Annotated in this window: 15 protein-coding genes and 1 pseudogene; all 16 read right to left on the bottom strand. The window is 62.6% G+C overall.

What is annotated here, in order from left to right; translation table 11 throughout:
• Nucleotides 1-47: 47 nt before the first annotated feature.
• Nucleotides 48-1,190 (bottom strand): hydrogenase formation protein HypD, encoded by a 1,143-nt coding sequence (gene hypD, locus GC127_RS15975; protein WP_151978988.1) that lies wholly within the window; start codon nucleotides 1,188-1,190, stop codon nucleotides 48-50.
• Complete coding sequence (gene hypC, locus GC127_RS15970; RefSeq protein WP_008282495.1) at nucleotides 1,187-1,477, bottom strand: HypC/HybG/HupF family hydrogenase formation chaperone; 291 nt, start codon at nucleotides 1,475-1,477, stop codon at nucleotides 1,187-1,189. The genes hypD and hypC overlap by 4 nt, the downstream gene beginning before the upstream one ends.
• A gap of 3 nt (nucleotides 1,478-1,480) precedes the next feature.
• The gene (locus GC127_RS15965; RefSeq protein WP_151978987.1) at nucleotides 1,481-2,953 is read right to left on the bottom strand and encodes a sigma-54 dependent transcriptional regulator; all 1,473 of its coding nucleotides are present in this window, start codon (nucleotides 2,951-2,953) and stop codon (nucleotides 1,481-1,483) included.
• Nucleotides 2,954-2,956: 3 nt separating this feature from the next.
• On the bottom strand, nucleotides 2,957-3,772 hold the full coding sequence (hypB, locus tag GC127_RS15960; RefSeq protein WP_151978986.1) for a hydrogenase nickel incorporation protein HypB: 816 nt from the start codon (nucleotides 3,770-3,772) through the stop codon (nucleotides 2,957-2,959).
• Nucleotides 3,772-4,113 (bottom strand): hydrogenase maturation nickel metallochaperone HypA, encoded by a 342-nt coding sequence (hypA, locus tag GC127_RS15955; RefSeq protein ID WP_008282498.1) that lies wholly within the window; start codon nucleotides 4,111-4,113, stop codon nucleotides 3,772-3,774. The genes hypB and hypA overlap by 1 nt, the downstream gene beginning before the upstream one ends.
• The gene (locus tag GC127_RS15950) at nucleotides 4,106-4,957 is read right to left on the bottom strand and encodes a hypothetical protein (RefSeq protein ID WP_151978985.1); all 852 of its coding nucleotides are present in this window, start codon (nucleotides 4,955-4,957) and stop codon (nucleotides 4,106-4,108) included. Before GC127_RS15950 ends, hypA begins: the two co-directional genes overlap by 8 nt.
• A gap of 4 nt (nucleotides 4,958-4,961) precedes the next feature.
• Nucleotides 4,962-5,747, bottom strand: coding sequence for a [NiFe]-hydrogenase assembly chaperone HybE (gene hybE, locus GC127_RS15945; protein WP_151978984.1), 786 nt, complete (start codon nucleotides 5,745-5,747; stop codon nucleotides 4,962-4,964).
• Nucleotides 5,744-6,577, bottom strand: coding sequence for a hydrogenase expression/formation protein (locus GC127_RS15940; RefSeq protein WP_151978983.1), 834 nt, complete (start codon nucleotides 6,575-6,577; stop codon nucleotides 5,744-5,746). The genes hybE and GC127_RS15940 overlap by 4 nt, the downstream gene beginning before the upstream one ends.
• Nucleotides 6,578-6,589: 12 nt before the next feature.
• Nucleotides 6,590-6,970, bottom strand: coding sequence for a hydrogenase accessory protein (locus GC127_RS15935; RefSeq protein ID WP_081506506.1), 381 nt, complete (start codon nucleotides 6,968-6,970; stop codon nucleotides 6,590-6,592).
• A 13-nt stretch (nucleotides 6,971-6,983) separates the two neighbouring features.
• Entirely contained in the window at nucleotides 6,984-7,304 is a 321-nt protein-coding gene (locus GC127_RS15930) for a HypC/HybG/HupF family hydrogenase formation chaperone (RefSeq protein WP_151978982.1), read from the bottom strand.
• A 3-nt stretch (nucleotides 7,305-7,307) separates the two neighbouring features.
• Nucleotides 7,308-7,916: a HyaD/HybD family hydrogenase maturation endopeptidase gene (locus GC127_RS15925; RefSeq protein ID WP_151978981.1), complete on the bottom strand. Its 609-nt coding sequence runs from the start codon at nucleotides 7,914-7,916 to the stop codon at nucleotides 7,308-7,310.
• A gap of 245 nt (nucleotides 7,917-8,161) precedes the next feature.
• Nucleotides 8,162-8,899 carry a Ni/Fe-hydrogenase, b-type cytochrome subunit gene (cybH, locus tag GC127_RS15920; protein WP_151978980.1) on the bottom strand — a complete coding sequence of 246 codons (738 nt, stop codon included), beginning with the start codon at nucleotides 8,897-8,899 and terminating at the stop codon, nucleotides 8,162-8,164.
• 12 nt (nucleotides 8,900-8,911) lie between these two features.
• On the bottom strand, nucleotides 8,912-9,103 hold the full coding sequence (locus GC127_RS15915; protein WP_151978979.1) for a hypothetical protein: 192 nt from the start codon (nucleotides 9,101-9,103) through the stop codon (nucleotides 8,912-8,914).
• A gap of 19 nt (nucleotides 9,104-9,122) precedes the next feature.
• Complete coding sequence (locus GC127_RS15910) at nucleotides 9,123-10,913, bottom strand: nickel-dependent hydrogenase large subunit (protein ID WP_081506509.1); 1,791 nt, start codon at nucleotides 10,911-10,913, stop codon at nucleotides 9,123-9,125.
• Between the two features lie 3 nt (nucleotides 10,914-10,916).
• Nucleotides 10,917-12,023 carry a hydrogenase small subunit gene (locus GC127_RS15905; RefSeq protein WP_008282510.1) on the bottom strand — a complete coding sequence of 369 codons (1,107 nt, stop codon included), beginning with the start codon at nucleotides 12,021-12,023 and terminating at the stop codon, nucleotides 10,917-10,919.
• Between the two features lie 210 nt (nucleotides 12,024-12,233).
• Nucleotides 12,234-12,962: pseudogene (locus tag GC127_RS15900) on the bottom strand (carbamoyltransferase HypF); the annotation flags it as partial.

Here is a 12,962-nt window from a genome sequence, read left to right as displayed (position 1 = left end):
TCCAAAAATACTCAGGAAGAGCGCCAAAGGCGCAGGGGCAGCGCCCCCTATCCCGCCCGCTCCACAGCCCGCGCACCGCCATACTGATAATAGGCGGCACAGGCCCCTTCCGAGCTGACCATCAGCGCGCCAAGCGGCATCTCTGGCGTGCAGCCGCGCCCAAACTGTGGGCACTCCACCGGCTTGATCCGCCCCGTCATCACCGCCCCACAGGCGCAGCCCTCGGGCTCTGGCACAGTGCGGCGCTCGGCCCCATAGCCCACGCCAAATTTCACCTCTGCGTCATAGGCAGCATAGGCCGGGCGGATGCGCAGCCCGCTTGCGTCAATCTCGCCCAAGCCCCGCCACTCGAACGAGGGGCGCGGCTCGTAGACATCGGCAATCGCCGCAAGGCTTACCGGATTGCCATGTTCCGGCACCACGCGGGCATATTGGTTTTCCACCTCCGCCCGCCCGTCGCGGATCTGTTCCAGCACCATCAGCACCGATTGCAGCAGGTCCAGTGGCTCGAACCCCGCCACCACGATGGGCTTGCCATAGTCACGGGCGATGAAATCATAAGGATGGATGCCGATCACCATCGACACATGCCCCGGTCCGACAAACCCATCCAGCCGCATAAACGGGTCATCGAGCAGCGCCTTGATGGGGGGTGGCACGGTGATGTGATTGCAAAACACACTGAAATTCGCCAACCCCTCACGCGCCGCCGCTTGGATCGACAGCGCCGTTGACGGCGTCGTGGTCTCAAACCCCAGACCAAAGAAAACAACCTCGCGCTCGGGGTTGCGCCGCGCAATTTCCAACGCATCCAGCGGCGAATAGACCATGCGGATATCCGCCCCCTCGGCCTTGGCCTGAAGCAGGCTCTTGGCGCTGCCCGGCACGCGCATCGCATCGCCAAAGGTGGTAAAGATCACGCGCGGATCTTCGGCCAGTTCCACACATTCATCCACCCGCGCCATCGGCAGCACACAGACCGGACAGCCGGGGCCATGGATGAAATCCAAACCCTCCGGCACCAGCTTGTCGAGGCCGTAGCGAAAGATCGCATGGGTATGTCCGCCACAAACCTCCATGATGCGCGTGGGGTTTTCCGCGGTCGCACCAATCTCATCCGTCACAGCGGCAATCCGCGCCAAAAGCGCCTGCGCCGCCTTGGGGTCGCGGAATTCATCTGCGTATTTCATACCTGCCCCTCCAGTGCCGCGTCGCCCGCCGCCATGGCCTCCAGCGTTTCCTGCGCTTCGCCCAAGCCTCGCAACGCCTCCAGCGTCTTGGCCGCCTCGTCGGCGTCAATCACCGCCATGGCAAAGCCGACATGGATCAGCGCCCATTGCCCTACAAGATCGTCAAGCGGCCCCTGCGCAATACAGGCCACATTGACCGCGCGCCGCACACCCGAGACCTCGGCCATGGCCATCATGCGGGCGGCATCGGTGACGGCAATGATCTGACCCGGTATTCCCAGACACATGGCTCACTCCTCCTCTGATTGGGGCACTTTGCCCGGTTCCTCGATGCCATAACGCTCGATCTTGGCGCGCAGGCCCACCCGGCTCAGATCCAGTTCCTGCGCCGCGCGGCTCTTGTTCCATTTCAGCCGCGTCAAGGTCTCGCGCAGAATGCGCGCCTCGACCTCGTCCACCCGGTCTTTCAGCGTGCCGCGCCCTGTCAACACCGCCCCCAAGGCCAGATCAGGCTGCGTGCCGGGCGCCGCCTGCAGGATATGCCGCGAGATCAGTTCTGGCCCCAGCACGCTATCTTGCGAAAAGATCAACATGCGCGTGACCTCGTTTTCCAACTCGCGCAGGTTTCCGGGCCAGTCATAGCCCGCCAGAAACCGGGTCGCATCCTCTGACAGACCATGCACCGGCTTGCCATGCGCCGCCGCCGCGTCAAACAACAGCGTTTGCGCCAAAAGCCCGATATCGCCGCGCCGCTCGCGCAGCGGCGGCATCTCCAGCACCGCCCGCGCCAGGGCATAATACAGATCCGCGCGAAATCGCCCCTCAGCCACCGCGATACGCAAATCGCAGTCTGCGCCCCCCAGCAGGCGCAGATCAACGCGGCTCACCTCATGGCTGCCCGCCGGGCGAAACGCCCCGTCCCGCGCCACCCGCAACAGCGCCAGTTGCATCCTCGGGCTCAGCCCCGCCAGACCATTAAGGAACAGCGTGCCCCGATCCGCCTTTTGCACCAGCCCCACCTTGCCGGTCTGAAGCCCCGCAATCGCACCCCGCCGTGCGCCGAACAGCTCCAACTCCAGAATATCGTCCTCAACCCCGGTGCAGTCGATTTCCTGAAACGGTCGGTCCGCGCGCAACGACCCATAGTGCATCGCCCGCGCCAGCGCCGCCTTGCCGGTGCCCGCCTCGCCGGTGATCAACACCGGCACATCGAAACTCGCGTATTGCCGGGCCTGCGCGATCACGGCGTTGAGCGGCGAATTGGGTGCGCGCAGCACCTTTTCAAATCCCAGCCCTTCACGCAGCGCCCGACGCTGCTGTCCAAGCTTGCTTTCGACAGTGCGCGCTAGATACCGCATTTCCAGCGACATCCGCTCATGCTCGCGGCTCAGACGAAAAAGGTCGGCGGCATTCTTGGCGGTCATCAACAGGTGATCGGGATGCCAAGGCTTGGTGACAAACTGATAAATCCCCGCCTCATTGATCGCCGCGATCATGTCATTCGTTTCGGTGAACCCGGTGATGATGATACGCACCGTTTCAGGCCAGCGGTCGCGCATGTCGGTCAGAAACGTCACACCCGAGCGTCCGGGCATGCGCTGATCGCAGAAAATCACCTGCACGTCATGCTCGGCCATCAACCGCGCCGCCTCGTCCGCGTCCGAGGCCGTCAGACAATCGAACTCATCCTCCAACGCCATCCGCATGGCATTCAGGGAATGCGCCTCGTCATCGACCAGCAGAAGGGTGGGCAGGGTCGTCATCCCTCACTCCGCCGCCGCGCGGGCCGCTTTGCGCGCCAGCGCGCCTTGCAGCCAGCCCAGCCAGCTTTGCATCCCCTCGCCCGTGCGCGCCGAGATGCGGATCACCTCCAGCCCCGGATTGACGCGGCGCAGATTGGCCTCATAGAGATCGAGATCGACATCGCAATAGGGCGCAAGATCAACCTTGTTCAGCAAGGCCAGCCGTGAGGCGGTGAACATATCGGGATATTTCAACGGCTTGTCCTCGCCCTCGGTCACACTCAGGATTGCCACCTTGCAATCCTCGCCCAGATCGAACGCGGCGGGGCAAACCAGATTGCCAACATTCTCGATAAAAAGCAGAGAGGCGGGCGCAAGATCCAGATGCTCCATCGCATGCCCCACCATATGCCCATCCAGATGACAGCCCTTGCCCGTATTGATCTGCACGGCCTGCGCCCCGGTGGCACGAATGCGGTCGGCATCATTGGCGGTCTGCTGATCGCCCTCGATCACCGCCAAGGGCTGCGCGCCCAAGGCCTCGATCGTCTTGCACAAAACGGTGGTCTTGCCCGATCCCGGTGACGACACAAGATTGATCGCAAAGGCCCCAAGCGCCGCCAGCCGCGCCCGGTTGGCGGCGGCATAACGGTCATTCTTGGCCAGAATATCGGTCTCGATTTCGATCAGCCGCGCCTGAGACATCCCCGCCACCTCAACCCCCGCCGGACCATGGCCGAAATGCAAATCGCCGTGGCCATGATGATGGGGGGCATGGTGGTGATGATCATGCCCCTGCCCTTCGACCGTTCCCGTCCCACATCCGCAAACCGTGCACATCAGATCACCTCCATATCCTTGATCCGCATTTCTTCCCCCGCCACCGGCATCAGCCGCCCGCCGCCACAGTCCGGACAGGGCGACAGCCGCTCGGCAATCTCGACCTCGGTCATGCAGTCGTAGCACAGCGCCCGACCGACCAAGTCGATCATCTCGAGCCGCGCCCCCTCGGCCACGCTGCCGCGCATCACGACGTCAAAGGCGAATTCCAGCGCCGGTTTCTCGACACAGGCAAAGCGCCCGATTTCGACCCGCAGCACCTTGACCTGTGCGAAGGCATGCACCCGCGCCTGATCCTCGATCACCCGGCGCATGCCCTCAACCAACGACATCTCATGCATCTGCGCCCCCCTCCAGCGTGACCGGCGAGCACGGATCAAGCAGATCGACCAATAGCCCCGCCTCAGCATGCTTGGCCCGCGGCAGGCTGGCAAGCGCCTGCGCCATGGGTCCGCCACACGCCATCAGGTGATCGGTGGGCGTCACCCGTTCAAGATGCCAAACCCGGCCCGCCCGAACCTCGGCCCGCACCGCATAAAGCCCACGCGCGGCAGGCACCACCGCCACCCCGTCCGGGGTAAGCTGCGGCATGGGCAAATCGCCCCGCAACGCCGCTTGCAGATCCAGCGCCCGCGCCACAACGCGCCAGAGCGGCCCCCGCCCATAGTACGCCTCGACATGGCGCATCACCGGATGCACCAGATGCCGCGCGGCGATAGAGTTTTCTTGCGCGCTCAGGGTGAAAATGCTCTCGGGGGTTACCACGGGCATAACGCCACAAACCCCCTCGCCCGGCCCGAACCGCCCCGCCACCGCCCGCAACAGCGGCCCAGTCCCGACATCTCCCCGCATATACCGCGCAAACCCGTCCGCATCGCCCGGAAAGTCACCGCCCAGCACCTCCCGGCCCACCTGCGCAGGCAGGCCCAGCCGCACCGGCCAGACCACGCTCAGCTTCAGGGCATGTTCGCGCGCAATCTCAGCCGCAAGCGCGCCGCTCTCACCCCTCTCCAACCCCAAGGCCATCCGCAGCCCGAGTGTCTGCGCCACGCGGCAGAGGTTGAAAAGCCGCGGCAGCAACTCGGCCACCGCCTCCACCTCGCGCCCCTCGACCAGACGCGCCAACGGCAGGGGCGGTGCAGGCACCGCGCGCAAGCCACTCACGTTCCGGTCAAGGTCCAGCATCGCCTCAGCCCTCGCCTGCCAAACCGCCGGAAATCACCTGCCGCCGGGTCGGGGCCTCCAATAGAACCTCTGGCAACGCCGGCACGTCTAACAGCGCCAATTCCGCCTCCCGCGCAGCGCGGATATCGGCGGCGCGGTCGGTCTCGGCACGGTGCTCGTCCTGAAAGAGCGCCACCATCACCGCCCGTGCCACATCAACCGCCTGCGCTTGGCTGCGAAACTCGCCCATCGGGGAAAACAGCGAACAGGCCTTATAGCCCCCCACCATCTCGCGCACATTGTGGATGAATTCATACTCGCCCGAGGCAAATCCGATCACCTCTTTGGTCCCCGGCACAAGGGTCGACCAATCCTCACCCTCGCCCGCAAGCACCACAAGGTTCATGAACCACGGGCTGATCAAAACCCCGATTGGCCGCCCCTCATGCACGTGAAACCCCACCGCTTGCACATGCAAAAGCTTGTTCACAATCGGCACATCGCGCATTTTGCCATGCCAGACTTCGGTGAAATCCGTGACCAGCGCATGGGTCTTGGCCCCGATCATCGCCGCCTCTGCAATGGCCCCGCTGCCAGGGTCCTCGCCCACCAGAAATTGTTCTTTGGGCGCATCGCAATTGGGGCATTTCCAATCCTCGGGCAGCGCCATGAACGGCGTGCCCGGGTCAATCTGCCGGGTGTCGTCGCCCTCAGCCGGATCATAGGGCGTCCAGCAAATCTTGCATTCCATGATCGCCTGCGGGCTGATCTTGTCATTGGCCCCGAGATACGACCCCTCAAAGCCGCTCATCGGATCGCCTCCAACACTTCACCAATGCGCCCGCCGCTGTCGTCCAAATCCTCAGGCGCTGCCAAGGCCACCTCGGGCATGGCCGTCACCTCGAACGTATCGAGAATAAGCACATCCATCGAGTTGTAGAACCGCACCCGCCAGACATGCGGCAAGGCGGTCGCGGTGATCCGGCAATTGCCATAGCCCCGCGACAGAATATCGACGGACCCTTGGCCAAGCTGCGCCTCCAACCACTCCAGATCCGCCTCGGTATGCGGCAAAAGCGTGAGGTTGATCACATGCGCCTCTGCCCCCGGCACGAAATGCGCCGATTTATCCTGCAACTCAATCAACAGCGGCGGCGCGTTCACCACCTGTGCGCTGCGCGGCACCTCTCGCATGGCCCGGCGCGGGGCAAAGGCGCGGCTCAGCGCCTGTGCCGGCACCGGCCCAACCTCGATGGCATCCACTCCCGCGCCTTTCAGCCCCCAAACCCCGGCAAAAACGCTTTCCTGCACCGCAATCGCCGGAATGTCGTGGATCTTGATCGCCACCTCGCCCGCGCCCATCGTCTCGGCGACAAGCGCACGATTGGCCGCGTCCAACCCCGACAGATCAAACCGCCGGTTCACCCCATCCCGCCCGCAGGCCGTCGCCGCATGGGCAATCTCGCCCAAAAGGTCCAGCGCAGTCATCAGGCGGTCGTCCACCTCGACCTCAGGCAGATGCGGGGAATAGGCGCGCATGTCCTGCGGCATCGGCAGATATTCCAGCGCCGCGCCCTCCTCGCCCAAGGGCTGCGATCCGGGGCCAAAACCGGTGGGGGGCAGGTGAAAATTGCTGACCATATCGTGCCCTCCTCAGGCGGCGTTGCTACGGGTCAGGATCTGCGTGATCCGGGCCATGTATTCATCCCAATCGCGCACCTTGGGCAGCGCGCCGATCACCGCGCCCGCGCGGTAGAAAATCAGGCTGGGCGTTTTCAGCACGCGAGTCGCCTCGCGCAGTTCCGTCTCAATCGCATCACCCACCACAGCGCAATCAAACCGTCCCTGAAAGGCCATCCGCAATTCGGGCAGGATCACCGCCACATCGGCGCTTTCCAGATTGCGCGCGGGATCACCGGGGATGAACAAGGCATGCACCCCCTCACCCATGGTAAAGGCGGTCAGATCGTCCGCCGTATTCAAATAGGGCCAGCCCAGTTCGGCGCTCAGCCGGTCAATCAACGGATGTGTCATGGCCTTCCCTCTCTCATGCGGTTGTCTTGCCCGCGACACGGGCGGTTTCCAGATGCGGCGGCAAGGCAGGCGCGCGCGCCTCAAGATCGGCAAAGGCATCGCCTATCCCGCCCCCCGCCATGATGGATTTGAGCGCGCGCACGGCGGCGGCGATCTTGACCGCCTCGCCCGCCTCCAATACCTCGCGCGCGGCACCCAGATGGGTCAGAACCCATGTGCCGGGGGCCAAAGGCCCTGTCAGCGTCAGATCAATCAACGTCTCGTCCTCGCCATCCGTGGCACGCGCGGCGATCCCATTGACCGACAGAACCTGCATGGGAATCCCCACACACATGGCTCAGCCCTCACCGGGAAAGAACCGCGCATCGCCAACGCGACAGGCGACATCGGCACTCGGGCGGCCCGTCTCATAGGCGTCCTGCCGGATCGACGGATCCGCAAGATAGGTGGCATCGCTCACGCCGGGGCGCATCTCAACGCCCCAGTCGCGCAACCGCGCCAGCGCCACCTCAATCGCCGGATCAATCTGCGCCGCCACAACGGCCCGCAGCCCGCCGCCGTAATCCTCCAGCTCTTCAGGCTGACAGCCGATCAGCAACAGGTGGTCCGGGCAATAGCCCATCAATTGCGCCGTCGCGATCACATCCTGAAATCCGGTCTGATGCAGGCTCATCTTTTTCGCGCCCATAAAGGCGGGCACGGCCTCGTCCTCGACAATCTTCATCGTGCCGGGCACCAGCCCATAATCGACCGCATCAAACACGATCAGCCGGTCAGCGGCCTCCATGAACGGCAAAAGGTATAGCCCCTGCGTGCCACCATCCAGCACCGTCACCCCCGGCCCAAACGACCAGCGCGCCGCCAGCCGCTCGACACAGCGCACACCAAACCCCTCATCCGCCCAGAGCACGTTTCCGATGCCCAGTATCAGCACGCTCGGTTGCATGTCCCCTCCTCCATGCCGCAGCCTTATCTCTGGCCCTAGAATGGCCACCTTGGCATGCCGGTGAACACCAAAAACCGATTTACACACCCTGCTAAAAAGTGAATTAAAAACAGATGATTAGCGCTCTGGATCGCAACAATATGCAAAGCTACTTTTCACATTCACATCAATTCGGAAAGCAATCAACCAAATAAAAAAGCGGGCCGAACGCCCGCTTTTCTGCACTCTCGTCCCAGAAAACCCCCTCAATCCGGCATATCATCCTTAAAGGTCCGCGTGCCCGAGATCATCGTCGAGACGATGGATTGACGGCTCATGATATCCTCTCGGATCGCCACATAGATATGCACGATCATGAAGATCACGATCCACCACATGCCAAGATGATGATAGGTATGCACGATATGCGGGTTGTTGCCAAAAAGCGTGAACACCCAACCAAAGAGCGCATAAAGCCCGCTTTCTTTGCCCAACCCTTCGGAATAAAGCGCAAGGCCCGTGACGATCATGAAACTCACCCCCAGCGTGATGAAACAGAACATCGCCAATTGCGCCAGAGGGTTGTGGCCCACGTACTTCTTGGGGGCCCGTTCCAGAAACAGATACCAACGCACCTCGAAAAACACCTCGCGCCACCAGGACCCTCGCCAGATCGGCACATAGAATAGCTGCCGCGCATGGTGATTGCCAAAGATCGCCCAATACATCCGCCCCAGAAATCCTACCGTCAGAATCCACCCGGCTGCGAAATGCGCGAACCGGATGTAGCCAAAGACAAACTGATGCGTGGCCTCGGCAATCTGCATCGACGGCGGCGGCGAGCCGATGAAATAGCCCGTCACGCACAGGATCAGGATCGCGGCCGCATTGATCCAATGCCACAGGCGCACCGGCACCTCATAGACATAGACGCTTGTCTGTCGGCTGACCGTGGCAAGATCGCTCTCATCCACGTCTTGCAGCCCGCTTTCGGTCGTGCTCATGGCATGGCCCCCTCAATCCCGGTTGCGCGCAGCGCGCCAGACCGCCAGCCCGCCCAGAACCGCCGCCAACAGGATCAGCCCCGGCGCATGCACAGGTGCTGCCACCCAATGAGACAGCCCCTCCTGCGGCAGGTTCAGATCATGCCCCGGATGCGCCAGTGCCGCGCCAGCCCCAGCCAGATACATCGTGATCGCGTATTTCATTGCCCTCTCCTCCCTTGGCTTAACGGACCTTGACGGTGGTCAACTCGGCACCCTCTTCCGACATCACATGCGTCGAACAGGCCAGACACGGATCGAAACTGTGCAGGGTGCGCAGGATTTCGACCGGCTCGTCGGGGCGCTCCATCGGCGTGTTCATCAGGCTTGCCTCGAACGCCCCGATATTGCCCGCCGTATCACGGGGCGAACCGTTCCAGGTGGTCGGGACCACGCATTGATAATTCTCGATGCGGCCATCCTTGATCTTGATCCAATGGCCCAGCGCGCCGCGCGGTGCCTCGGTCATGCCCACGCCCTTGGCCTCTTTGGGCCATGTGCTTGGGTCCCATTTCGCAATATTTGCAGTGCTTTCATCGCCGTTCTTGATGTTCTGCACCAGCTTGTCGAAGAAATGCTTTTGCAGCCGCCCGCAATATTCGCTTTCCAGCGCCCGCGCCGCCGTCCGCCCAAGGGTCGAGAAGATCGCATCAAACGGCACATCGAGCGCCCGCAACAGGCCATCCACCTGATTGCGGATATCCTCATGCCCCTGCGCATAGCCCACGACATAGCGCGCCAGCGGCCCCACCTCCATCGCGTGCCCCTTCCAGCGCGGGGCCTTGATCCAGCTATATTTCGCCGCCTCGTCAATCTCTAGGATATTGGTGCGCGTGCCCTTGGCATTGGGGCCAAGCTCGTAATTGGCCTCGGTTTCGCCATCCCACGGATGCAGCCCCTTGCCCGCCTCCCCATAGCGATACCAGCTATGATCGACGAATTCCTGAATCTGCTCAGGATCGCGCACATCAACCTCATGCACCTCGTTGAGATTGCCATTGATAATGGCCCCGCGCGGCAAATGCAGGTTGGCGGGCGTGAAATCATTGGGGTTCTCGGGGAAATCCCCATAGGCCATGACCGATTTTCCCGACAGCCCACCGCCATGCAGCCAGCCTTTGTAAAAGCCACCAATGGCAATGACATCCGGCAAATACACGTTGCGATTGAACTCGTTGCACAGATCAATGATCGAGCTGACCAAATTCAGCCGCTCCATATTGATCGCCCCCACCGCCCCGGTGGAATGCACGTTGATCGGACAGGGCACGCCGCCCACCAGCCAGTTGGGATGCGGGTTCTTGCCGCCAAAGATGGTGTGAACCTTGACGATCTCCTTTTGCAGATCGAGCGCCTCAAGGTAATGCGTCGTCGCCATCAAATCCGCCTCAGGCGGCAAGAGATAGGCAGGATTGTCCCAATAACCGTTCTTGAACAGGCCCAGTTGCCCGCTCTCGACAAATTTCTTGAGCCGGTTCTGCACATCGCGAAAATATCCCGGCGAAGACAGCGGATGCGACGGGCTTACCGCCTGCTGCAATTCGCTCGTCGCCTTGGGATCGGCGCGCAACGCATTGATCGGGTTCACCCAATCCAGCGCATGCAGGTGATAGAAATGCACGACATGGTCATGAATTTCCAGGTTCAACTGCATGATATTACGGATCGAATTGGCATTGTCGGGGATCGTGATTCCCAGCGCATCCTCAACCGCGCGCACCGATGTCAGCGCATGCGTGCCGGTGCACACCCCACAAATCCGCTCGGTAAAGGCCCAGGCGTCGCGCGGATCGCGGCCCTTCAAAATCACCTCCAAGCCCCGCCACATGGTGCCGGTCGAGACCGCGTTGCGGATCACACCCTGCTCGTCCACATTCACTTCGCAGCGCATATGCCCTTCGATCCGCGTCACCGGGTCCACCACGATGCGGCGGCCTGTCGTGTCGAGGTCAAAGCCGTTTGGGGTCACAGTCATGGCTCATGCCTCCTCTTTGCTGGATTGCTTGCTGGGTTCGGTCTGGGTCTTTTTCTGCGCGGCCTTCAGCGCGGAAACGGCGGCATGAACCGCCACAGCGCCGCCCACCACACCGGCGGCGGCTATCCCCACCTTGTCGGCATTGGCCTCAACCCCGAACTGCGTCAGGTCTGTCACCCGGTCATAGAAACTGCCCTGATCCCAGAACCCATCCTCGGAACAGCCGATACAGCCATGGCCCGATTGAATGGGAAAACTCACGCCCTCATTCCAGCGTACGGTGGAACAGGCGTTATAGGTGGTCGGCCCCTTGCACCCCATCTTATAAAGGCAATAGCCCTTGCGCGCGTTCTCGTCGTCCCACGCCTCAACGAATTGGCCCGCATCAAAATGCGGCCGACGATAGCACTTGTCATGGATACGCTGACCGTAAAACATCGCCGGCCGCCCCTGCCGATCCAATTCCGGCAGACGGTCAAAGGTCAGCATATAGGTGATGACCCCGGTCATCACTTCGGCAATCGGCGGGCATCCCGGCACCTTGATGATCGGCTTGTCCGTGATCACCTTATGCACGGGCGTGGCCTGCGTCGGATTGGGCTTGGCCGCCTGCACGCAGCCATAAGACGCACAAGCGCCCCAGCTTATGATCGCCTTGGCATCCTTGGCCGCATGGCGCAGCTTTTCCACAAAGGGCTTGCCCCCGGTGATGCAGAACATCCCATCCTCGTTCAGCGGCGGATTGCCCTCGACCGCCAGAATATACTGGCCCTTGTATTTCTGGATCGTCTCTTCAAATGCCGCCTCAGCCGCATGCCCCGCCGCCGCCATCAGCGTGTCGTCGTAATCAAGGCTGATCATCGACAGCACCACATCCTTGGCCAGCGGATGCGCCGAGCGGATGAAACTCTCTGAACAACAGGTGCATTCCAACCCATGCACCCAGATCACCGGCGTCCGCGGCTTGGTCTCCATCGCATGGGCAATGCGCGGCACCATGGCCGGGCTCAACCCCAAAGCGGCAGCGGTCAAAGAGCAGTATTTCATGAAACTGCGCCGGGTGATCCCCTGCCTGCGCATCACATCATAGAAGGTTTCGATCTGGCTCACGGCTGGTCCTCCCTCAGTCTTCCCCTCGGGATGCACGCGTATACATCCCCTCAAGGACCATCAGACCAAGGCGCGCGCCCCCTGTCCAAGAAAAGACATCTCTACCGCCACGATAATAAACTGAAATGAAATCATGGGCTTGTCAGCGTTTTGCGCACAGGCACCGCGTCTCCACCGGCCAGTCGCTAACCGCCCTGCCGCCCCCGCCGGTCAGCCGCTTACCGCCCGCGCCGCCGCAACCACCGCCTGCCCCAGCGCCAGACCGCCATCATTGGCAGGCGTGCGGCGATGGATCAGCACCGGCACATCCCCCAGCGCCGCAAGGGTTAAGTCCAACAAGAGCGCATTCTGAAAACACCCGCCCGAAAGCGCCACAGCGTCCGCCTCCCCCGCCTCGACCAGCGCCCGCGCGCGGGCTGCAAATCCCCGCGCCAGCCCAGCATGAAACCGCCCCGCCATCACCTCTGCCGATAGCCCCGCGTCACGGTCCCGTGCCCATTCCCGCCAGAGCGGCGCGGTCTCGATATTCCCCTGCGTGCCGCCCAATGGATAGGCCACCCCATCGGGGCGCGCCCGCGCCTCCAACCCCATCGCGGCCTCGCCCTCATAGGTTTGCGCGCCTTCAAATCCCAAAACAGCCGCAAACGCATCAAAAAGCCGACCCGCCGAAGAGGTCAGCGGCGCATTGACCCCAGCGCGTATCGCCTGCCGCAGCACCGCCAAGGGCCGCGTGCCAAACAGCTCATCGGCCAGATGCCCCAACCCCGCCGCATCCAGCTGCGCCAGCGCAACGCGCCATGGCTCGCGGCTTGCCCGGTCGCCGCCAGGCATCGCGACCGGGGTCAACCAGCCGCGCCGCTCAAACCCCAGATAATCGCCCAGCAATACCTCACCGCCCCAGATCGTGCCATCGGGCCCCAATCCCACCCCGTCCAGCAC

Source organism: Roseovarius sp. EC-HK134 (genome assembly GCF_902498815.1).
Taxonomy (GTDB): domain Bacteria; phylum Pseudomonadota; class Alphaproteobacteria; order Rhodobacterales; family Rhodobacteraceae; genus Roseovarius; species Roseovarius mucosus_A.
Note: the sequence above shows the minus strand (reverse complement) of the source record. Positions and strands in the feature narration are given on the sequence as shown.

What these genes read in the sequence shown, in the direction of transcription:
- GC127_RS15940 (WP_151978983.1), bottom strand. Translation starts at nt 6,577, where the DNA reads ATGGTCAGCAATTTTCACCTGCCCCCCACCGGTTTTGGCCCCGGATCG.
- GC127_RS15915 (WP_151978979.1), bottom strand. Translation starts at nt 9,103, where the DNA reads ATGAAATACGCGATCACGATGTATCTGGCTGGGGCTGGCGCGGCACTG.
- hypD (WP_151978988.1), bottom strand. Translation starts at nt 1,190, where the DNA reads ATGAAATACGCAGATGAATTCCGCGACCCCAAGGCGGCGCAGGCGCTT.
- hybE (WP_151978984.1), bottom strand. Translation starts at nt 5,747, where the DNA reads ATGAGCGGCTTTGAGGGGTCGTATCTCGGGGCCAATGACAAGATCAGC.
- GC127_RS15930 (WP_151978982.1), bottom strand. Translation starts at nt 7,304, where the DNA reads ATGTGTGTGGGGATTCCCATGCAGGTTCTGTCGGTCAATGGGATCGCC.
- hypB (WP_151978986.1), bottom strand. Translation starts at nt 3,772, where the DNA reads ATGTGCACGGTTTGCGGATGTGGGACGGGAACGGTCGAAGGGCAGGGG.
- GC127_RS15950 (WP_151978985.1), bottom strand. Translation starts at nt 4,957, where the DNA reads ATGCTGGACCTTGACCGGAACGTGAGTGGCTTGCGCGCGGTGCCTGCA.
- hypA (WP_008282498.1), bottom strand. Translation starts at nt 4,113, where the DNA reads ATGCATGAGATGTCGTTGGTTGAGGGCATGCGCCGGGTGATCGAGGAT.
- GC127_RS15925 (WP_151978981.1), bottom strand. Translation starts at nt 7,916, where the DNA reads ATGCAACCGAGCGTGCTGATACTGGGCATCGGAAACGTGCTCTGGGCG.
- GC127_RS15965 (WP_151978987.1), bottom strand. Translation starts at nt 2,953, where the DNA reads ATGACGACCCTGCCCACCCTTCTGCTGGTCGATGACGAGGCGCATTCC.
- GC127_RS15935 (WP_081506506.1), bottom strand. Translation starts at nt 6,970, where the DNA reads ATGACACATCCGTTGATTGACCGGCTGAGCGCCGAACTGGGCTGGCCC.
- GC127_RS15910 (WP_081506509.1), bottom strand. Translation starts at nt 10,913, where the DNA reads ATGACTGTGACCCCAAACGGCTTTGACCTCGACACGACAGGCCGCCGC.
- hypC (WP_008282495.1), bottom strand. Translation starts at nt 1,477, where the DNA reads ATGTGTCTGGGAATACCGGGTCAGATCATTGCCGTCACCGATGCCGCC.
- cybH (WP_151978980.1), bottom strand. Translation starts at nt 8,899, where the DNA reads ATGAGCACGACCGAAAGCGGGCTGCAAGACGTGGATGAGAGCGATCTT.